At 47.6% G+C, this 22,592-nt stretch carries 15 protein-coding genes; 1 reads left to right on the top strand and 14 read right to left on the bottom strand.

Annotated elements, in window-relative coordinates; all coding sequences use genetic code 11:
• Window positions 1-34: 34 nt before the first annotated feature.
• The 11 genes from AC3Y23_RS13300 to AC3Y23_RS13250 all read right to left on the bottom strand — a co-directional run bounded on the left by AC3Y23_RS13300 (window position 35) and on the right by AC3Y23_RS13250 (window position 14,596).
• Window positions 35-1,234, bottom strand: a complete 1,200-nt coding sequence (locus tag AC3Y23_RS13300) for a M24 family metallopeptidase (RefSeq protein WP_379199575.1) — start codon at window positions 1,232-1,234, stop codon at window positions 35-37.
• 12 nt (window positions 1,235-1,246) lie between these two features.
• Complete coding sequence (locus AC3Y23_RS13295; RefSeq protein WP_379199573.1) at window positions 1,247-2,065, bottom strand: ABC transporter permease; 819 nt, start codon at window positions 2,063-2,065, stop codon at window positions 1,247-1,249.
• Between the two features lies 1 nt (window position 2,066).
• Entirely contained in the window at window positions 2,067-2,975 is a 909-nt protein-coding gene (locus tag AC3Y23_RS13290) for an ABC transporter permease (RefSeq protein ID WP_379199571.1), read from the bottom strand.
• A gap of 2 nt (window positions 2,976-2,977) precedes the next feature.
• Complete coding sequence (locus tag AC3Y23_RS13285; RefSeq protein ID WP_379199568.1) at window positions 2,978-4,078, bottom strand: ABC transporter ATP-binding protein; 1,101 nt, start codon at window positions 4,076-4,078, stop codon at window positions 2,978-2,980.
• A 38-nt stretch (window positions 4,079-4,116) separates the two neighbouring features.
• Window positions 4,117-5,286 (bottom strand): ABC transporter substrate-binding protein, encoded by a 1,170-nt coding sequence (locus AC3Y23_RS13280; protein WP_379199566.1) that lies wholly within the window; start codon window positions 5,284-5,286, stop codon window positions 4,117-4,119.
• Between the two features lie 813 nt (window positions 5,287-6,099).
• Window positions 6,100-8,070: a hydantoinase B/oxoprolinase family protein gene (locus AC3Y23_RS13275; protein ID WP_379199564.1), complete on the bottom strand. Its 1,971-nt coding sequence runs from the start codon at window positions 8,068-8,070 to the stop codon at window positions 6,100-6,102.
• A 2-nt stretch (window positions 8,071-8,072) separates the two neighbouring features.
• Entirely contained in the window at window positions 8,073-10,115 is a 2,043-nt protein-coding gene (locus AC3Y23_RS13270; RefSeq protein ID WP_379199562.1) for a hydantoinase/oxoprolinase family protein, read from the bottom strand.
• Between the two features lie 368 nt (window positions 10,116-10,483).
• The gene (locus AC3Y23_RS13265) at window positions 10,484-11,227 is read right to left on the bottom strand and encodes an FCD domain-containing protein (protein WP_379199560.1); all 744 of its coding nucleotides are present in this window, start codon (window positions 11,225-11,227) and stop codon (window positions 10,484-10,486) included.
• A gap of 154 nt (window positions 11,228-11,381) precedes the next feature.
• Window positions 11,382-12,149 (bottom strand): DUF4253 domain-containing protein, encoded by a 768-nt coding sequence (locus AC3Y23_RS13260; RefSeq protein ID WP_379199558.1) that lies wholly within the window; start codon window positions 12,147-12,149, stop codon window positions 11,382-11,384.
• Window positions 12,150-12,423: 274 nt separating this feature from the next.
• Window positions 12,424-13,839: a DEAD/DEAH box helicase gene (locus AC3Y23_RS13255; protein WP_379199556.1), complete on the bottom strand. Its 1,416-nt coding sequence runs from the start codon at window positions 13,837-13,839 to the stop codon at window positions 12,424-12,426.
• A 103-nt stretch (window positions 13,840-13,942) separates the two neighbouring features.
• Window positions 13,943-14,596, bottom strand: coding sequence for a M48 family metallopeptidase (locus tag AC3Y23_RS13250; RefSeq protein ID WP_379199554.1), 654 nt, complete (start codon window positions 14,594-14,596; stop codon window positions 13,943-13,945).
• A gap of 138 nt (window positions 14,597-14,734) precedes the next feature.
• Here AC3Y23_RS13250 and AC3Y23_RS13245 point away from each other — a divergent pair, with 138 nt between their 5' ends.
• Window positions 14,735-15,622: a fructose bisphosphate aldolase gene (locus AC3Y23_RS13245; RefSeq protein WP_379199552.1), complete on the top strand. Its 888-nt coding sequence runs from the start codon at window positions 14,735-14,737 to the stop codon at window positions 15,620-15,622.
• 241 nt (window positions 15,623-15,863) lie between these two features.
• Here the strand turns inward: AC3Y23_RS13245 and AC3Y23_RS13240 are convergent, their stop codons facing one another.
• The 3 genes from AC3Y23_RS13240 to AC3Y23_RS13230 form a co-directional block, all read right to left on the bottom strand.
• On the bottom strand, window positions 15,864-17,066 hold the full coding sequence (locus AC3Y23_RS13240; RefSeq protein ID WP_379199550.1) for a hypothetical protein: 1,203 nt from the start codon (window positions 17,064-17,066) through the stop codon (window positions 15,864-15,866).
• Between the two features lie 35 nt (window positions 17,067-17,101).
• Window positions 17,102-17,476: a VOC family protein gene (locus AC3Y23_RS13235; RefSeq protein WP_379199548.1), complete on the bottom strand. Its 375-nt coding sequence runs from the start codon at window positions 17,474-17,476 to the stop codon at window positions 17,102-17,104.
• A gap of 161 nt (window positions 17,477-17,637) precedes the next feature.
• Window positions 17,638-22,362 carry a cadherin-like beta sandwich domain-containing protein gene (locus AC3Y23_RS13230; RefSeq protein WP_379199545.1) on the bottom strand — a complete coding sequence of 1,575 codons (4,725 nt, stop codon included), beginning with the start codon at window positions 22,360-22,362 and terminating at the stop codon, window positions 17,638-17,640.
• Between the last annotated feature and the right edge of the window lie 230 nt (window positions 22,363-22,592).

The raw sequence follows: 22,592 nt of genomic DNA, 5'->3' as shown, positions 1-22,592 counted from the left end.
TCCTTCGTTGGTTAATTCATAGATTGTGACTTTACTATTGTTGATACAGTTTACGCTCCATGTGAGTAATAAATTCGAAGCCATCCTCTGTCACAACAACCGTATCCTCAATCTGGAAGCCACCCGCACCAAGCTCATAATAAGGAACCTCTACGCAAAATACCATCCCCTTCTCGAGCACACTATGATCGCCTGGCGATAATGTTATGCCATCGTAGAGCTCCAGACCAATCGCATGGCCCACATGCTGGCGGCGGTAATGCGGAATTCCTTCCTTTTGCACCGTTGTCAGCGCAGCCTCGAACACTTCGGAAGCCTTGACCCCGGGTCTGATCATGTCGAGTGCCCGTTCCCAGCCGCTCTTGACATATTGAAAGTGATTCCGCTGCCATTCGGTCGGCTCGCCCAATACGACCGTCCGTCCGGTATCAGCCCAATACCCGCCTAGCTGCAGACACAGGTCGAAGCGAACCAGATCTCCCGGTGCAATGGTGTGAAAATAGTTTTCGATCAGCGGCAAGGCGCTGCGTGGACCGGCACCCACGGCGGTCATCGCTGGAACCGCTCCACCCTTCACAGCGGCCAGACGATAATGCTGCGCAATTTCCGCTTCGTGAACGCCTGCTGCGATCATAGCGATCAGTTCGCTTTCCGCTTGCTCGTTCAGCGCCGCAGCTTTTTTCAAAAGAGCAATCTCAGCCTCTGTCTTAACCCCGCGAATTTGCCGGAACAGTCCATACGACGGAACCGCTTCACCACTTGGCAACAGTTCAGTCAGCTTGCTATAAATATCCGGAGCCATACGCATCTCATCAACACCGATAGGTTGCCCTTTGATGCCCAGCTGACTTAGAGCTGCTTCTAACGCGGCGAAAGGCGTGGCATAGGATGGAGTAGTCTGTAGCAGGTCATAGAAAAGATCAATATCCGGTGTGGAAGGCTTGCCTGCAATAGACCCCTCCACAAAGAAATCGCTGTAGACATAGAGATCGGCACCTGAAATACCCATCTGGGCAATCACGCCCAGCCGGTTCGTCGGGATAATTATACATGGACGCTGCGCTGGATTCTTCGGCATCACCGCATAAATCTGCATCGTCCAATTGGTCGCGCGAAGCTGTGAACCAATGGTATAAGCTACATTCTCCGGTGTGGTTGCAATGAGAGCAGCCAAGCCGTGACGCTCCATATAGGCCGCTGCCCGACTGCGGTTGGCAATGACGATATCACTCATGGGAACAACCTCCTATTTTTTATTGCCTAGCATTTTCTCCATGGCCGGCGCTGATTTCAGCGCAACTTTGATGCCAAAGAAGAGCAGAAGGGCAAACACAATCATCATGACAGATACAACGGCGATGGTAGGGTCCTGCCATTTTTCCATATAAATAAACAGCTGAATCGGCAAAGTATAGCTGCCCTGACGCAAAATGAGCAAAGCTGTCTCCACCTGATCAAAAGTAAAGACGAACGAAATCGCGCCCGCCATTAACAGACTAACCTTCAGCTGTGGCAAGGTAACAGTGAAGAAGACTCGCAGCGGCTTGGCGCCAAGATCAGCAGCTGCCTCACGATCCGCGGGCTTCAGGTTCGCCAGCGCACTTCCGACAATAGAGATCACAAACGGAAATACCGTGACCGCTTCGCCCAGGATCAGCGCGAACAAGCCGCCTGCAATATGCATTTTGGAGAACAGAATCAAATAAGCCACGCCCAGCGTAATCTTCGGAACCACCATCGGCGACATGAAGAAGGCCTTCAGGACGCCACTACCCGGGAAGGGATAATATAGGATCGCCATGGCCGCCAAAGTCCCCCCAACCAGAGCAAGCAGAGTTGCGCCTGTCGAAGCAATCAGACTGTTCACAAAAGCCTGCCCAAACTGCTTCTGTGACGCCAAATGACTGTACCATTCTGTAGAGAAGCCTTTGGGCGGGAATACATTGGACGTGCCTGCACCAAAGGAGGTCAGGATAATGATCAGCAGTGGCAGCGTCAGAAACAGACAGATCAATATTGCTGCAACGTACAATACCCATTTGAAGTTCACATTCTTTGTACGCATCTTATCGACCTCCTACAGAACTGCGTCTATACATTAACCATTCAGCAGATCGATTCACCAATAGGGAGACCAGAATCGAAGCTGCGAACAGAAACAGGCTCGCCACTGCAGCCATCGGCCAGTTCGTGTCAAGCGTCCGCTGATAAATAAACACGGGCAGGGTCATCACACGTCCGCCTCCGATTAATTGCGGGGTTGTAAAAGCCGTGAGACACAGCGTAAACACGATCTGTACACCGCTAGCAATTCCTCTTGCCGATAACGGAAAGGTGATCGTGAAGAAGGTCCGCCATTTCCCTGCGCCCAAATCATGTGCGGCATGTTTGAGCACTCCGTCATTCTGAAGCAGTACACTTAATATCGGAAAGACCATGAACGGCAGAAAAATATGAACAAGCGCAATAACGACACCCGTCTCATTATGCATCAGATTAAAGCCCGTCTCCGTAAGACCCAGCTTCACAAAGATCCAGTTCAGGAAGCCTTGACGGGAAAGGATGATCATCCATCCATAAGAACGGACCACAGCACTAATCAATAACGGCATGAAGGTAACAAGCAGCATGGCTTGTCTCCAGCCCGGGCTCCGAACCCCTGCAATGACATAGGCGAGCGGATAAGCCAGCAGTAAGCTCCAGAAAGTCACCTTTAACGCAAGCCGGAAGGTAGAGCCTATCAATTTCCAATAATACGGATCACTTAAAAAAGTCTTGTACGTATCCAGTTGCCAGGCCGATACAATGGTCCCCTGCTCAAAAGCATCGAAGCTGAATCGGCTAAAAATCAGCATACCGGCCAAGTAGATAATCGCCATCAGCAGCAACGCAGGCAGCAATAGCAGTAAGCGCATGAGCCAGGAGGACTGGCCCTGCGATACGCTTTTAACGGACCTGCTGGACGCTTTGGTCATATTTACGCCTCCCTCGAATCATCAAGGAACAGACCATGCTCTCCCTGAAAACCAAGGGCGATCTCTTGCCCCACGCCATAAAGAGGATTTCCGGGCTGGTACTGCACATTAGCAGTCAATTCATAGCCACCGCCAATAGCAATCTTGTAACGGATGCTCGCACCACCATATACGCTCTCCAGAATCTTTCCAGTCAACTGATTATCACAACGCCCCGCACTTTCGCCTAGCTGAACATACTCATAGCGCAGCGAAAGATGACCTGTCGAGCCCACGCCAGCTGTTCCCGGGTTCCATGCCTCAAACGTTCTACCGCAGCACTCCACAATCAATATGGAGCCACTACTGTTAATCACCTTAGCTTCCAGCAAATTCGTATCACCTATGAACTTGGCTACAAAGCTATCCACTGGCCGCTCATAGATTTCACTAGGCGTACCATACTGCAAAATGACGCCAGAGCGCATAACAGCAATGCGGTCAGACAGATTCATCGCTTCATTCTGGTCATGTGTAACGAAGATAAACGTCCCGCCGAATTCGCGCTGAATACGCTTGAGCTCATGCTGCATATCCAGACGTAGCTGCATATCTAGCGCAGACAGCGGCTCGTCCAGCAGCAACACCTCCGGCTTATTGACCAAAGCACGCGCAATGGCAATACGTTGTGCCTGACCACCAGATAGCTGAGAAATACTGCGATTACTGTAATCCGACAGTTGTACCAGCTCCAGTGCTTCCGCAACGCGCTTCTTGATTTCCGCCTTGCCCAGTTTTTTCACCTTAAGTCCGTACGCAATGTTGTTGTACACATCCATATGAGGAAACAGCGCCAGCTGCTGGAAAATCATATTCGTATTGCGTCCATAAGCCGGCACTCCGGAAACATCCTTGCCGGAGAGCAGAACGACTCCCGCATCGGGTTGTTCCAATCCACCAAGGATTCGCAGCAGCGTAGTTTTGCCGCAGCCGCTGGGGCCAAGCAGGGAGATGAATTCTCCCCGCTTTACCTCCAGTGAGACCTGGTTTAAGGCTGTAGACCCAGCGAACTTTTTTACAATATTGCGGGCCTCAATGGCTATTGCCTCAGCATGCTCGCCCATGATGCCAATCCCACCTTCCTCCACTTACTTTACAGCTTTTACAGATTCGTTTTTACGAGACGATCCCAAAGTTCTTTCCATTTGGAGCTGTCCTCGGCCATTTTACTCCAATCCGGGTTGATGCCTTTGCTTTGCACCTCTGCGGAGAAGGATGGATCATCCTTGTACTTATCCGGCACGATCGCCTTTGTACTAGTGAATGGTGTGCCTGTCTCTTCAGCATAACGGGTCAATGCATCCGCAGAGATCAGCTCATTGATGATTTCGTTAGCTACACGAGTTTGTTCCGGTGTAGAGCCTTTTACAATTTGCAGAGAGTAAGGGAACGATATTGCGCCTTCCTTCGGATAGGCGACTGCAAGCGGCGAACCGCCGTCAATCCAGGTCTGTGCGACTTGGGCGCTGAACGGTGCGATCAGAGCATCGCCTGAATCAAGCAGGCTCTTAAGCTGGTCATTCGAGGTCACCAGAGTCTGAATTTGGCTGCTATGCTCACCCCAGAACTTAAAGGCTGGTTCCGGATTGTCGTACGTCGCGCCTAGTTCGCTGCCTTTAACGGCAATCAGCGGCGAAATCACCGGATAGAACATGTAATCCCAAAGTGCGACCTTGCCCTTGAACTCCTGATTGTCCCAAAGATCATCCCAGCTTGTTGGCGGGGTCTTCACAAGATCCTTGTTGTATACCAGGGAGAAGCTGGAGATGCCCCATACAATCCCTTTGTTATCAGCTTGATGATATTGCTCTGGAATGTCAGCCAGATTCGTCACAATAGAAGGGTCCAGCGATTCCCACATGTCGTCCTTCAAGCCTTTGGCTGAAGCATCAGCATTGAAATATCCGAAGTTGACGATCGGGTTGTTCGGATCAGCTTGCTTGCCAGCAACCATTTTCGGATACATTACAGAGTTGGACGATTCCTCGAAGGTTACTTCGACATTAGGATGAGCCGCCACATATTGGGCTACAACCTCTTTAGGCACCACATCCTGATTCGAGCCTGCCCAGATGAACATCGTCAGTTTAACCTTTTCCCCTGTGCTTGTACTTGTATTGGTGCTTTGTTCTGCACCTGTGTTGGAACCTTTGTTAGAACTTGTGTTAGAGCCATTGTTAGAAGCTGTATTGTTGCCGCCGCAAGCCGTTACAGCCACTGCCGTCGCCAAAGTAAGTACAGACAGAGCCAGAGAACGTTTCTTCAATTTCATGGTAATCTCTCCTTTTATCTAATGAATCTCTATAAGATGAATCTGTACTAAATGATCCTAGGAGCTGAATGTAAGATCTGATTTAAGATCTGATTTAAGATCTGAATGAAAGAGCCGAACCTAAGTGCCGAACGTAAGAGCTGAGCCTAAGTGCCGAACGTAAAGCTCAGCCGTCATTATGGTGATGTTTGGACTAGAACTCTAATGGGATCTAATACCGCCCAAACAAGCTGACTAACAGGAATTTCTCCTGTTATTTCGCTCATTCCTCAGAAATTCGGCGCATTAACTGGAAAAACTCAGACTGTTGAGGAAGTGGTTGTTTTGAGAAAATCCATAATAAACCCTTGATGAATGAACCGATCTCGAAATCCGGACCTGCTTCTTGTTCCCTCTGGTAACGGACCTCAGATACGTTATTTCCTAACACCTGACCGTTCCAGAAAATAACGGACTCCAGAGACGCTATGAGCAGAAATCGGGTGTAAAATCCACGGTTTGGGAGGAAATAGCGGCACCTGAGTCCGTTACATGTTCCAGAAGCTGCTTGATGTGTAAATAACGGCGCTGGGGTCCGTTAGCCCCCATGCATAAGTCTCCAACCTTCTGAAGCAGTGGTTTTGACAAGGATTGATGATGAAGCTGAGCCTGATTTATAAGGCTATTCCGCATCAACAATCGTAGAGCATGGTGTTTCTGGGCAGTCTGAATTTCTCCTGTTATTTCGCTCATTCTGCAGAAATGCAGTACAATAACAGGAAAAATTCCTGTTAATCCGACCATTTCCGTCCGCTTGCACCCAACTCTTATAAGCTAATGCATTCCCGTTTGACTTTTAACTTCGTGCATAAGTTTCTCAATATCATCCGGGGCAATTTGCTTGCCTTGCTGTGCCAGTGCTTCGGCTTGGTTCATCGTTCTTCGTTTCAGATAATCGCGAAGTGCAAGCGGGTATTGTCGCAGTGCCTGGCCGACAGCCCGCTGCATTTCATCGCTCCATAGCTGCTCGAACTGCTCTCGCTTGCTGCCAAAGCTGAAGTCCTCCACGTTCTCCTGATGATCCTTGCGAAGAATGGCAGTTGCTGCCTCATCGATCTTCTGCCCAACGAGTGCAACTCCATACAGCATCTCAGCTGCTTCCTCCGTCAGTAGCCCGCTGCGCACATCGCCCAGCACCTCCTGCGGATCACGCAGGAAAGGATCACCATAGCCGCCGCCACCCTGCGACAGGAACGTTACCGTGTCACCGGGATGAAGCAGCAGCTCATCAATTCTTCCCAAGGAACGCTCATCTGTCATCCCCGCATTTTGAATCGCTGCACCAACCTGTCCTACACCGCCACCTAGCCGGCCCCAAGGCTGGAACTGCATTCGCTCCATATTGCGCGCTGTCATGATTGTATCCGGGCTAAGGATTTTCACTTTCAGATCAATGCCGCTACCGCCGCGATACTTGCCCGCTCCTGCTGAATCCTGGCGCAAGCCGTATTTTTCAATCAAAATCGGCATTTCAGCCTCCACCGCTTCCGCAGGAATGTTCCGCAAATGGCCGACAGCGAAATCCATGCCGTCTATGCCGTCCTTCATCGGTCGCGCACCCGATCCGCCACAAATCGGCTGAATGACGCCAACCTTTTTCCGGCCTGTGACAGGGTCCGTAATTGCTAGCATGACGATACAGGCTTGTCCTGCTCCCGCAGCCGGAAGCTTATCGCCCTGTGCCTTGCTCATGGCACCTGTCAGCACATCCATGACTCGGATAAAGGTCGCCGCTCTGGCTCCAACCGCCGCCATCGGTTCAGGATTGAGAATCGTCGCTGGCGGTGCATCATTACGAACCATACGTATCATCCCGGAGTTCCACGGAATTGTGGGGTCAACGGTTCTGAAATAACGAATCAGTGCCGGCACAAGCATATAGTGACCTTGTTTATTCGCAGTGACGATATTAAAAGAAGCACGAACCTGCGGATCTGTTCCATCAAAATCAAGGAAGATTTCTTCACCGGCGATATCCATACGGCAGCGCAGACGAATCGGATAGCCGCCAGGGCCATCCTCAAGATAATCCCAGAAATCATAGGAGCCATTCGGAATATCGCGGATAATTGCTCTTACTTTAAGCTCCGAATACTGCAGTAAATCAACAATCCCTTGCTCGACCTTTTCCAGACCATAACGGGTAATCAGCTCTTGAAGCCTTTGCTCGCCCCGATGCAATGCTGACATCAGCGCCTTCAGATCGCCCCAGTTCTGATCGGGAATACGACTGTTGTCCAGGAATAACCGAAGCACCTGCTCATTGAGGACGCCTTGATCATACAGCTTCACCGGTGCAATCCGGATGCCCTCCATATGAATATCATAAGACGTCGGCGAGACGCTGCCCGGCACTTTGCCGCCAACATCCGAGGAATGCACAAAGCACATCCCGAACGCGACTAACTTTCCGTGGTGAAAAAAGGGTTTGATCAAATGCACATCCGGCAGATGTGTAGCCATTCCGCCTGTCGCGTAGGGATCATTCGTAATGACGATATCCCCTTCTCTCCATTCCCGGATGGCTTCAATGGTTTCGCCCGCCGGAATGCCAAGGGAGAGATTGTATCCTGTATCCAGTGGCGAACCAAAGGTTTCGCCCGCTGGTGTCAGCAGATAGGTTCCGAAGTCTCCGGTTTCCTTGACGAATGCCGTAAAGCCTGTCCGAAGAACGACATTGGCCATTTCCTCTACAATGGCTTGCACCCGATTTTTAAAAATCTCAAGAAAGACCTTGTCAGTCATTACTATTCGGCCTCCCCGATGATATTTCCAAACCGATCCTTAGTGAGGCTGTATCCTGGTGGAACGAATACGGTGGTATCATACTCATTGATTACGATCGGTCCTGACAACAACTCACCCACATTCAGCTGCTCCCGGTCGGTGATGAAAGCCGAATGCTCCTGGCCGTCAAAAATAATCGTTCTCCGCTCAGCTTCATAATTTGTTTTTACTGGTGCAGGAACAACAACGGTCTCTGATTTGCGCGTGACGCCAATAATTGTCGCTCGCAGGTTCACGAAGGCTACTGGAGATTCAGGTTGACTAGTTCCAAATACAGCTTCATACTGCTGGTGAAATCTTGCCTCAGCATCGGCAATATCTCCGTATGCCACGCTGGAAAGCGTCACACTGAGATCAAAGGACTGTCCTTCATAGCGCATGTCGGCGCTGTACATCAGATACGTATGGTCCAGTTCAATACCCTGCTCTGTCTCCTCGGCGATCCAGCGTCTTCCCTGCTCCCCAAGATTCTCGAACCATTGCGCCAGCTCACCTGGCTGTAGCTCATCGCTTACCTTGTTCAGGGAATGGACGAAGTCGTTCCGCAGATCGGCCACTACACAACCCATCGCACATAATGTTCCGGGTGAAGGCGGAATTAGCACCTTGCGAATCCCCACCTCGCGAGCCATTAGAAATGCATGCATAGGACCGGCGCCGCCGTAAGCCAGTAGTGTGAAATCACGCGGGTCGACGCCTTTGCGGGCCATGAGCGGTGTGAATTGGGCATACATGTTGGCTGTTGCCACATCCAGTATGGCCTGTGCCGCTTCATAGGAACTCATCCCAAGCTGCTCGCCCAGACGCTCCAGCACGGCCTGTGCCAGATCCGGCTTTAATTCCATCTGGCCGCCCAGGAAGCGATCTGCCTGTAAAATGCCCAGATGCAGATAAGCGTCGGTTGTCGTCGGCAGCGTTCCCCCGCGATTGTAACAGGCTGGGCCCGGACGGGCGCCGACGCTGCGGGGACCAACTTTCAATACGCCCGCTGAATCCACCCAAGCGATAGAGCCGCCTCCTGCTCCAATGGCGGTCACATCGATGGCTGGGATAATCACCGGAAAATCACCGACCTGATTATCGACGGAATAAGCCGGCTGTCCGTCAATCAACGCAACATCCACACTGGTTCCGCCCATGTCGAACGTAACCACCTGGTTCAGTCCCGCCATACGTGCTACATGCGTAGCACCGATGACCCCGGAAGCCGGACCGGACAATAATGTCTTCACCGGCTCACTTGACGCTCTGGTCGAAGACATGATTCCGCCATTGGACATCGTGGACAGTACCTTCGCTGTCAAACCATACTGCTGCACGCCCTGCTCCAGCCGCTGGAAGTACCCTCCCATTTGCGACCCGACATAGGCATTCATGACCGTAGCCAACGTTCTTTCGTATTCACGCTGCTGCGGCCATACGCCGCTACTTGTGCAGACAAACAACTCTGGATAGTGCTGCTTGATGAGCTTCTCGGCAAGCTGCTCATGCTGAGCATTTTTATAAGAATGCAGGAAGCTGATGGCAATGGCAGTTACGCCCCCTTGTACCAGTTCTTCAACGGCTTGAAGAAGCTGCCCCTCATTCAGGCTACGAAAGACTTCGCCGCTGGCCAGGCAGCGTTCATCGATCTCTTTGACCAAACGGCGAGGTACCAGTGGAAGTACCTTGTCGCCGTATAGATTCGTGGTATTTTCTAATCGCAACCGGCGAATCTCAAGCACATCCCGGAACCCCTCTGTTACAAGGAGTCCGGTTACCGCTCCATTCCGTTCGATTAGCGTGTTGACACCAAGCGTCGTTCCATGCACGAACAGGCCAATATCTGCAATATTTATTGAAGCCTTCTGCAATTGCTCCAACGCATTAAAAATAGCTTGTTCCGGGGCATCCGGTATCGAAGGCGTCTTTAGCGAGGCAACCACGCGACCGTCTGCATCCGCGACCATCGCGTCCGTAAACGTGCCTCCGATATCTATGCCCAGCCGGTAGCCTTGTTCCACTTTCTTTCCTCCTCCAGGTTTTGCGTAGCAAAACCACATCGTAAGCATCCGCTTAAGTTTTGCGAAGCAAAACTACTTCGTAAGCATCTATATAAGACGAACTTAATATTCGAACGTAAAGCTCGGTCGTCACTACGGTGGAATGTTTGGACTTCCGGTCGCTGTTGTTCCCAGATTTCTTCTTTATAACCGCTTTTAGCGGTTGAAATCTGGGAACAAAGGCGAACGCTGTCGCTCCTACAGTTCCAAACTTCCCCCTTCGTTCCTCCTCGCCTTTTGTTACTTTCTTTTGTTCGTCTTATATACCTAAGTTTTGCGAAGCAAAACCACTTCGTAAGCATTCGCTTAGGGTTTGCTACGCAAAACCACTATAGCGACTGTGAATCCTGCTTTATTTGGTAATAGCGTTTGACGTCCTCAATCATTTGATTGATATGATCCACCATCGCTTGCTCCGCCTTCTCGGAGGAGCCTTCCGCAATCGCGTCGACGATCCTTTGATGGTCTACAACCAGCTTGCTGCCGACAGAATTACGGATGAACGCTGTCGCAGGCAGCTCGCGGCTCCGGTCCCATACCAGCTGAACCGCATGCATCAAGATGTCATTGCGGGCGATTAGCGCGAGCAAATGGTGGAACTCTCGATCTCCTTCATAAGGAATTTGGTTCTCGGCTAACACTTCAAGCTGCTCGGCTATGGAATTTCGCAGAAGCTCAATATGATCGGGTGTGGCCCGCTGCGCAGCGAGACTTGCAATTTCGCGCTCAAGCGCCCTTCTGGCGACCAGCACATTAATCATGGCCTTTTGCCCGGATACATTGAGCACTTCCAGCAGTCGGGAATTAAGGGTCTCCTGATGAATCCTCTTCTCCAGTTGAGAAAGTCGGTTTACGCCCTTCTCTGTGAGAATACGACCTTTTCTTCCCTCCAGCTGAACATAACCTTTCATATCTAACTCCATTAGCTTGCGGCCAATTGTTGCCTGACTGAGATCATATTTCTTGCCTACTGTGTGAACCAGTGTGCTTGCGCCCACAGGCTCCCCCACCAATGAAATTGTAGAGAGCAGTTCATGCTCGAGTTGTAAAGATGTCCATTCTAATGATGACATTCATAACATCCTCTCACTTTATAAACAGTTAATCTCTCATGTCGTTACTCACTGATGATTAACTGATTATAAATCTATTTTATTTATATTTCAACTATTCGCAGTAATTTAGTATGGATTTAATTTAAATGACTTCAAACTCTAATAGACATCTTTAATCCCACCAGAAAGCCCACTCATCATTTTTCATTAAATAATCCGCATAATTCCCTAAAGTATAGCCTTGGTCCAGCACGTAATGGCAAAATATAAAATGCTCCTTGGCCAGTCTCAGCGCTGCTTCATATGTCTGGGGCCGTGTGCCGGCTTGTAGAACCCACAAATCCTGTGTAACGGCCAAAGGGGTCACATGGTATTGCTCCTGCCAATGCTTAAACACAACCGACTGGTACACAGGCAGAGGACATTCATTATACCCACCCATCGGAACCCAGAGGGGCGCTTCATACCCTGAACCAGCAGACAATGTCAAAATAATAACGTTATCTCCATCTTCGATATTCTCTTTTACCCACTGTGTTGTCAGTATAGAAGCGTCCGCTTCCTCTATCTCAGCCCTCTTCTCGTTCAGCATTTCATCGCCTTCCCATACTAAAGCATAGGCAGCATAAATATCTTCAAAACTCTTCCCCTCAACATTTTTCCGCTCAAGCGGAAGATCTACATCTATGAGAAAAGACCCGGCAATGCGCCGAAATGCATCCATGATAGATAGACTATGTACTTCTTCCAGTCCTCTATCCACAACTTCTGACAGAGACTTCTCATCTTCCAAAGTCTCTTCTAGCATCTCTGCTATGTTATAGCTGGGCACAACCAGGATTCGGTGTTTCCCATCCTGTGTCAGAGGCAGCGATAATTGCTCCACCGCTATAATCTCAATGTCACAGCTCCCAAAGGATTCTACCAGTTCTTCAATCATATTCATCCTCCTTCTATCCTTACAAGAGTTATATCGGCAATGAAAATGAATGCTTCACTCTTTAATTTTCAGAATCGGCAGCAAGCATAAATTTCCCTTTCATGAAAATTGAAACAAAAATGAAACAGTGCATCATTGGTAATTATACTACTTATTACAATTGGCAAACAATATTATCGTACCTAATAAAAAAACAGCGGCAGCCCCGGACGAGAAAATAAGTCCTGAACTACCACTGTTTTATTGAGCTATGTTTATTCGTAAAGAGTTCACCTTATTGAACTTTGCTTACTCTTGTTGTATTACTGTTTGTTTTGTTGTTGTTCGTTCTATTGCCGTTTGCTGTACTGCCGTTTGGTTTACTGTAGTTTGCTCTACCGCTACTAGCCTTACCGCTATTTGGTTTACCGCCACCCGTTTTATCGTGGCTGGCAGTGCCACTCTTTTTAAACCACTCGGATTTAGGCTTGCGCGCCGGGTTCGCCTTGGACTTGGCCGGTTTGTTGGCTGGTGCTGAGGCTTTGCTAGTTTTAAAAGACTGCGGTGGCACACTTGTCATCGGATAAGGGTGATCCTTCACTTCAGGAATGCTCTTCTTGATCAACTTCTCAATATCTCTAAGGAACGGAACTTCCTCCATCTCACAGAAAGAAATAGCCTTTCCGCTATTCCCAGCTCTACCCGTACGGCCGATGCGGTGAACATACGTTTCTGGAATATTAGGAAGATTGAAGTTGATTACATGCGAGAGCTCCTCAACGTCTATACCTCTTGCTGCGATATCCGTTGCCACCAGCACGCGTGTAGCTCCACTCTTGAAATTATTCAATGCCTTTTGCCGATCAGTCTGTGACTTGTTGCCATGGATAGCCTGTGCAGTAATATTCACTTTGGACAAATCACGTGTCACACGGTCCGCTCCACGTTTGGTACGGGTGAACACCAATGCTGAAACAATCGATTTATCCTGTAAAATATGGTTCAACAGATTCTGTTTCTTACCATTTTCCAATAAATACACCGATTGCTCAATGCGCTCTGCAGTAGAGGATACCGGAGTAATTTCTACTTTAACAGGATCGACCAGAATCGATTTCACCATTTTAGTGATTTCCGGAGGCATCGTCGCAGAGAAGAAAAGGGTCTGTTTCTTGCTCGGCATTTTGGAGATAATTCGCTTCACATCATGGATAAAGCCCATATCCAGCATGCGGTCGGCCTCATCCAGCACCAATATTTGCACATATTGCAAGTCAATCCGCTTTTGATTAATTAAATCTATAAGTCTACCTGGGGTCGCGATAATAATATCTGCACCTTGACTCAGCGCCCGCTCCTGCACTTTCTGTGAGACACCACCCACGATCGCCGCACAACGAATGTCGGTATACCGGCTATACGCCTTGATGTTGTCCGAAATCTGAATAGCCAGTTCTCTTGTCGGCGTTAAAATCAAAGAGCGAATACGACGAACCTGTTTGGGTGCATTCGGCTTTTCGCATAATAATTGAATGATCGGCACAGAAAATGCTGCCGTTTTCCCTGTTCCTGTTTGCGCGCAACCAAGCAGGTCTCTACCAGCCAACACGGCTGGAATTGCCTGTTCTTGTATAGGTGTCGGGGAAGTGTAGTTCGCTCTGCTCAAACCCTCTAAGATCGGAGGGATAATATTCAAATCTTGAAATGTCATTTTGTCTCCTTAATTTACGTACATATATAAATCAAACGTAATTTTCTTTTTCACACGTAACACATAAGGATAACATAATAACAATCGTCTGTATATGATTTTTTCAAAGTGTCATTGCATGTCCATATCTTGCCAAGTACTCTTCCTTTTCTTTATAATCCGGCATGATACTTCCGACCCGTCTCCAAAAAGATCGGTCATGATTCATATGCAGCAGATGGCAAAGCTCATGGATGACCACATAATCTATTACTTCAAGGGGGGCCATGGCCAAACGGTAATTGAAAGTGAGTTTTTTATCAAAGCTGCAGCTACCCCACTTGGTTTTGGACTCTACGATGTCAATCGTCTTCGGCTTTACTCTTAACTGGCTCTGATAAATTTGGATTCGTTCCCCAACGATCTTCTTGCAGCTTGAAAAATAAAACTTCTTGAGATTCGTTTTAAGCTCCTCTTCACTCCCCTCACTTGTATCTATAAGTTCATGAAGGTCATACTCTTTTCCAAGATGTAGAAACTTGCCTTGTTCTTTATACTCTCTTTGTTTAGGGGCTGCCATAGCTTTGGCAATGTTCTGTTTCTTCTCCAATATCCATGCCCCGTGTTGTGCCACAGCGCTGCTAATCATTTCTTCGCTTGCTGCTCTGGGCGCTTTAACAGTAACGAGACCAATCGAATCGATCTGTATCTTAAGCTTCTTTCTTTTCCCATACTGCACATGAACCTCTATGCTATCTTGTCCTAAATCAACTTTCATATGATCCATCTTTCCTTTATGAGTAGAATGTTCGCGCAAGCTGCCCAGGTATCTCTAAAAATGTATACCTTCTATTATAAGTGCTATAATAAAAGCATACATGATTGCCACAATCCACGAAAGGGAAGGGGAACATTCATGAATACGAAGCAACTGGATCGAATTCACTCCGGACAGGGATTTATCGCGGCTTTGGACCAAAGCGGAGGAAGTACGCCGAAAGCGCTGCTGCAATATGGTGTTAAAGAAGACCGCTATTCGAATGAAGAACAAATGTATGAATTAGTCCACGAGATGCGAACGCGCATTATCAAGAGCCCGGCTTTTGATGCACAGTATATTCTGGGCGCGATCTTATTCGAGAACACGATGGACCGTTTCATTGACGGACAATATACTGCCGATTATCTGTGGGAACAGAAAGGCATCGTACCCTTTTTAAAAATCGATAAAGGACTTGCCGAGCCGAAAAACGGAGTTCAGCTTATGAAGCCTATTGCCGGCTTGGACGAGCTTCTGAAGCGGGCAGTCGAACGAAATATTTTCGGAACAAAAATGCGCTCTGTGATTAAGGAAGCTAATCTCGCGGGAATCAAACAAGTAGTTGAACAGCAGTTTGCTATCGCCAATCAAATCCTTGATAGTGGGCTGATTCCGATTATCGAACCCGAAGTGGATATCTACAGTGCAGATAAAGAAGCTTCAGAGAAACTGTTAAAAGAAGAGCTTACTTCACACTTATCTACCCTGGACCCAGACGTTAAGGTTATGCTTAAGCTTTCCATTCCGACAGAAGATAATTTCTACCGGGATCTTATAGATCATCCACACGTGCTGCGGGTAGTGGCTCTATCAGGCGGCTATAGCCAATCGGAAGCCAACGAAAAACTGGCCCGTCATCACGGATTGATCGCCAGCTTCTCTCGCGGCTTATCCGAAGGATTAGGTGCCGGGCAGACAGACGAGGAATTCAACGCCCTGCTGTCCAAGTCCATTCATGCTATTTATGAGGCTTCCATTAAGTAAGGCAAAATATAAAAATTACACTGAGCTAAATAAAACAGCGGCAGCCTTGGACGATAAGAAGTCCTGATCTGCCGCTGTTTTGTTGATTTATAGTTTTCTGTTAGTCGGATATAGGTAAATATAGAAATATTGATTTGAATGTTAATACGGATATATATGAAGAATCAGGAGTTAACAGGGAACTATAGTCAGCCTATAGTTTGAATATCGAAAAAACGATCAGTATTTAGGATTTTTAGACTTATAAATAAGTTAGCCATGTTGGCTCTGCACCGTACAGGTCGTCGATCGCCTCGACGATCCGCTTCTTGGCGGCATCATAAGCCGCAGCGATATTGCCGATCTGATGATCCACGTCAATTTGTCGGGTAACTCCGTGTGGCCTCATGTAATCGGCAGAGCTAGGAAGTTTAAATTCATGTCTCCATAGAGGACCTTCTATGCTGCCTACGCACGAGACGTTGGCATCGAATTTGCCCCGGCTGAAGGTGAGTTTCACGAGATGGTTATGCTTGGTTACTTTTGTAGTTGTAAAGATGCCACTGCCGCTGTATTTGGTATTGTAAATGAAGCCGCGTTGTTTAAAAAAGTGGTTGATCGCTTTTTTGACCGATAACGGTTCGGAGGGGACATCTTCAATCCTAAGTGGCTTCAGTTGATATGGAAATTGGACTCCAACCAAATTCCCCTCTTCGTAGCATGATTGCACGATCCGTTCGCCTGCAATCATGTTCTCAAAAACGGCTGCAGCCTCCTCCTCAGTAGAGGGAGCGCAAAATACTCGCTCATGGTAAATCTCTCCGATAGTCTCCAAAAAGCGACGTTCGCTTTCATTCAGCTCCAGCTGTGGAGCACTATCCGTGATATCACCAAGCTCCACAATCGCATCCAAAAAATTTATTCTTCCTGAAATCCTCCAATCGCTCTGAAGCCGAATGCATGGCGACGGGTAGTCACTCCATCCCGTTATCCTCGGCGCAAACAACCTGGTATAACCAACATCTCCCTTAGCGACGAATGGAATCGGTGCCACTTTGGCTGAATCAGGGCTTCGACTGAGCATCGAAAGACGATCGAACACGAAAGTCGCGTGATTCAATCGGTAGCGGCGCGGAATTCCACTTACAATTTCGATAACATCTTGCATCTGAAGCGAAACGTTGCAACCGTCCGGATTGGCCCCGTCCCAACGTGCGGGGAGGTTGGTCAGTCTCTTCTCATGGCCCAGCGATGTCTCAGCCGTATGGCAAAAAGGAACGAGCGTTGGATTATGTTTTAGCAGCCTGTCGATTCCGGACACACCATGCGTAAAGCCGTCAACGAAAAATTTGATGTCCTGGGGATCAAATGCAGCATCATGGAAAGCTTGTCCGATCCGTTCGGTCACGACCAACGGTGTATCCTTTTTGCTCAACCGATAATCAATTTTTTTATAGAGCTTCACAAACGCACTCCTTTTCTATATCGTCGGTCCTCATCTTATACCATAAAACACCATCGAACGCCAAACTTATCAACAAATGAGACTAAACAATCACTGAAGAATATTGGGCCTATTGGGGTAATTGTTTTGCTGCCATCATTCATTACTTGGTATGCCTCTCTTAAAACCTCTTCATTTTCAAATACGGCGACAATTTCCATAGTGGAATCAACAGATGACTCATTAGTTCCACCAAAATCACTAAGCATTACCCTAGTTCCAAGAATGTGCATTTCCGCATGAATCACAAATTTTTCAGGTTCTTTCTCAGAGTCATACATAATTGAGTCTATCTCAGACTTAAACGCCTTTTTATATAGTTCGATAGCTTCAGAACAAGCACCATTCAAATATAGTTGTGGTACTAACATATGCCCTCTCCCTACGGATCAATTTTTTGTTCGAAAACAGATTAACGACCATATATTACCATGAAAATTCAACGTGAGTATAATACTTCATTTATTTAAAGCAAAAGGCTGTTCCCCAGACAGGTATTACCTGCCGGAAAACAGCCTTCTGTAGCTATACTTTATTTCTTTAACTGAAGTGCTCTCAGAAGTATTGTGGCTGCCTCTGCACGGGTAGTGTTCCCTGTCGGTTTCACTGTACCGTCGGTATACCCGTTGACAAGCCCTTGATCAATCGCTGTTGCAAGCGCAGGACGAGCCCAAGCGGAAATCTTGGAGCTATCAGAGAAGTTGATGTCCTTGTCGGTTGAAACCAGTTGAGCGGCTCGAACAACAATTGCTGCAACCTGCTCACGAGTCACCCACTCATTCGGAGCGAAGACGTCTCCGTTATAACCGTTAACAATGCCTAGTGCTGCCGCTGTTGCAATAGCATCGTGAGCCCAATGTGTCTTAGTGTCAGCAAACTCTTGCCCATTTGCAGACTGAAGATTAAAAGTCTTAACGATCATCGTCACGAATTCAGCTCTTGTAATTTTGTTGTCAGGTCTAAAGGTATCATCAGGGTAACCGGTAAGGCCACCGAGGGACACCAATTCCTTAATGCTGATCTCTGCCCAATGTCCGTAGATATCGGCAAAATCCTTTGCCACCTTCGGAATCGAAGGTTCTGCTTTGTCGGATACCAGAACAGCAAATTTCGTAAAATGAGTAACCGTTCCGGACACCGTTCCGTTAGCTTGATCCACTTTCAGATTGTCCAGTTGAACCCATTTCTTACTCTGCTCATTCAGCCAATACAAACCGACAACTGATTTATTGAAGTTCACCTTCGACGGGTCGAAAGTCAATGTAATCGTAATCGGTTGGGCAAAATCACCAGCTTTATTCTTCGTAATCTCATATACATCGCCCAATAGCTTCAATGTGTCATCGGTGGATAGGTTCGAGGATTGACTTACTTTAGATACAGTAATCTCAATTCCGCTCTCGATCGACCCGGCCGGCACACTGATCGTTGCTCCATTCAAGGTCAGTACGCCACCGTCCACGGCAAAGCTGCCGGAATTTACTGGAGTGTTTCCGTTATTTGTTCCTCTTGACGGAGTCGAAGGTGTTGACGGACTTGGTGTTGTTGGATCCGGTGTCCCTGGGTTTGGTGTTCCTGGACCTGGTGTTCCTGGGTCCGGTGTTCCTGGATCCGGTGTGTTCTCTGCAGTCCGGGTCACAGTCACAGTATAGGTCTTAAGGGTGCCATCCTGTGCCGTCACTTTGATCGGAATAATGTTACTTCCAACTTTTAGATCAATAGTCCCGCTCGCATGCCCGCTGACTACCGGAGTACCGTTCACAGTGAGCAAAGCCGCATTATCATAGACATTCGCAGTTACCGTAATGCCGGATACGTTGTAATCAACTTGAGTTGCGTAACTGGTTACGTCAGATGCAAAGACTGGATTCAATGTACCGCTCGACAAGGTCAGACTGCTCAAATCCGCGTTGCTGCTTGCTTCCTCCGCAGCTTTTCTGATCACAGTCACGATATAGGTCTTGCTGGAGCCATCCTTAGCTGTCACTACAATGGTGATCTCATTTCTACCCACCTTCAGGTTGAAAGGCCCACTGGCTTGACCGCTTATTCCTATAGTACCGTTCACAGTGAATGTAGCAGCACTATCATAGACGCTTGCGGTTACGGTAATACTCGATACCTTATTGTCCACCTGTGATGAATAGTGAGTCGAAGCACCGTCGAACACAGGATTCAGGGTACCACTGGACAACCTCAAGTCGCTCAAATCAGCACTGCTGCTTGCTTCTTCTGCCGCTTCCCGAATCACGGTCACAGTATATGTCTTGGTAGAGCCATTACGTGCTGTCACAGTGAAGGGAATGTCATTCCTCCCAACAGACAACTTCAATGTGTGACCTGCTCCATTAGTATATGGTTCGCCTTGAGCTGTCACACTCGCCTTTGCATCGCTAGCCTTTGCCGTAATATTCAACGATTCTACCGAATGATCGACAGTCAAGCTGTAATCGGTGATTCCAGCATCGAACGATGGAGACAACGTGCCTGTATCTACAGTCAATTTGTCCAGCGTGGAAACATCAATTAATTTTCCGGCCAACATGTCGCCTTGAACAAGTGCAAAGTCCGCTACCACTTGATGCGAATAATCCTCAGCCGCATTAACAATAAAGTTCTCCAGGTCGTTCCACACCGGCAGTATATTCGTTACAAAACGCTCTTCAAACTTGTAATTCAGTTCATCGGACACCTTATCCAGACGAGAATCCGCATAAGCGTAAGCCTTTGCTGCATCAATTAAATATTGTTCCAGTTCATCTTTATTTTTGAATGTCTTATCGGTGTAATCGCCCTTAAATGGCGAGACTTCCCGGATCAGGAACGAGCGCTTCGTAGCTTCAAGCACACCCAGATAAGCATCGGTATCTACTGAAATTTTGAGATATGCATCTTTAGAGATATTAGCATCCTGCATTTGCTCTTTTACATCAAGCAAGATATCGTCCGTATTGATATCACTCGGACCTTCGATCAGCACATTGTAACGTTCTACCCCTATGCTGCCAATGCCTTGATGAATACGACGTACAATATCCTTAATTGTAAAATAGGCATTAAACTGATCATCGCTAAGTTTCGGGAAGTTCCCTCTGACCTGGACTTTATAATTTTCCCAGTCCGCTTTTATTGCTGCTACTTCAGCAGCCGTGGCCAATTCAAACTTATCTGGATTGCCATCGACATTTAATTTTCCATTTAGCGCCCGCTTACCCAGCAATTTTTGCAGTGCCTCAGCATAAGACACTTTAGAGACTTTGTCCATGACACTTTGGGTATATGCAGTAACATTGCTTCTCGTCAGCTTGGTTGCTTTCTTGCTGTTGTCGTTATTAATCTCAATCAGTGTATCCTTATAAGTATCCAGGAAGGTTTTGGAGACATCGCGGAAATCAGCATCCTGCATATTTACGGGCCCCGAGCTGTCTTTATCGTATTTCACTACATAAGTACTCGTGACAAAACGGATTAAGTCATCATAGAAGCTTCCGATTCCGGCAGAGTCCACGTCGTTCAGACTAAACACCATCAGACCGGTGCTGTCATTAAAAGTACCCACATTCTGAATATGCGCATCGCCTTGTGTGTAAGTTAGAATATCCTTGTCTTTCCACCCGGCAATGATCGAAGCAGGAGATGGGATCAGCCCCGACGCAAGATCGGCTTTGAACAGCGAATGTGTACCGCGCAAGAACGTGTACTCATTAGCTCCCATCGCGTTGCTGCTATATTTATATTCTTTGGTCACTGCATCATTGAAACTGGTATTATCCTCGACAATACTTTGTTCTACTTCCTGCTTGCGCGCCTCATCGGAACGAACCGGCTGGCTGTAACGAAGCAAAGAAATGACTATCGGATCAGAAGCCAACCAGTCACTATCTTGCATAGCCTCTGGCTTCAAAATCACCTTGATTTGTTGCGTATCCATCACAGGAGTGGTAGCTGTCCCCGAAATGGAGAAGGTAATTGTGTTGTCACTGCTCTGCCCCTCCACCACGATCTTCCATTCGCCAGAAGGAAGTCCTGACAGACTGTAAGCATTGGAGTTCAGCGTCCCGTTGGCCGGAACCCCTGTCGTAAGATTCAACTGCAGACGTGCATTCAGATCCTTCGCACCGCTCATTTTGATCGAAGATGACGCTGGAACCGCTGCAATTTTGTTGGATGGTGTGAATTTAACCAATGTCGCGGTGTTGTTCTTTTGGTACACGCTCACTGGGTTAGTTGGTTTGTTGGATTGATTCCAAGCACCAGGGTTAATTTCAAAGGCAAGATTGGAATCAGCGACAATGTGTGCAGTTCCATCACCAGTTATCGTAATCTCGATCTGCTCACCACTGGCACTAGCCGTCGCAGACAATCCCGCTGGAAGTCCGGTAACGGTGAAGTCTTCAGAAGTCCAGGGCCCCTGCTTCACAATTCCATTAAAAGCGGTGAGGGTGATTTTGTTATGAGCCGGATCAACGGTTGATCCTGATTTCATCTGTACATTCTGATCATTCTCCAGAATCGCATAAGCGGCTGTACTACTCGAGTTGCGTGGCTTGCTATCTTTTGTTTTTTCAAAGTCCTTGCTATTATTACGTGTATCCCAGTTGTTTCCCCGATTCGGAGTTGCGACTGAAGTCGTGCTCTTCTCCGGATCAAGCGGATCGAATACTAGTCGTTGTATCGTGGACTGCTTGCCAGTTTGCACCGCGGGACTGCCCAAGGAGGCATCCACAACAGGATCGTATCCAACAAAATCAATGACCTTGTCTTTTAACGTGTCCTTCATCGGGTCATTGGAAGTCAAGATTTGGGTAGTATTCAAGAGTGCCAGCTTACCGCTATTATTTCCTATTTTAAAAGAACTCTCCGTAGCATCGGGCTGAGGTAGTCGGCTTCCAACATTCCCATTGCTACCGAGCGCGACAAGATAATAACCGTACGCGGGAATTTGAGCTGTTGGGGTACCTAGAATTGCTGCCTTCCAGCTATTTTTCTTATCATCAGCGTATTGGATCGACCAGCCGTTAAGGGAAATCGGCTCCGCTGTAGGGTTAAATAATTCTACAAAGTCGTTAGTATACAGATCGAGGACATCATCTTTTTTGCCCCCATAAAACTGGCTGATGACCACATTCTTCGCCAGATTATTGGTATTTATCGGGCCTGTTGCTGCATGGCCTGTCCCTGCGAAAGACCATAAGGATTGAACTACCATCGCTGTCATAAGGACGATCGCCATCCAGCGCTGATTCCTTATCTTCAAGTTATTTTCCCCTCTCCCATTTAAAAATTCACGTAATTATATCAACTGAATGTAATAGGAAAGTTAAAAGAAAATCAGTATAAAAATAAATTAATAAATATTTAAACATTTTCACTATAAAAAGATTAAATAAAGATTTTTCACAGAAGGTAAAGTCTTCATTGTGATTCAAGAACACAAAAAAACGGCATCTCTGCCGTTTTTCTCGAAATCTTTCCTTGGTTATTCAA

The organism is Paenibacillus sp. MAHUQ-45 (assembly GCF_058133325.1).
The sequence above is the reverse complement of the archived record's forward strand: the minus strand, read 5'-3'. Positions and strand labels throughout refer to the sequence as shown.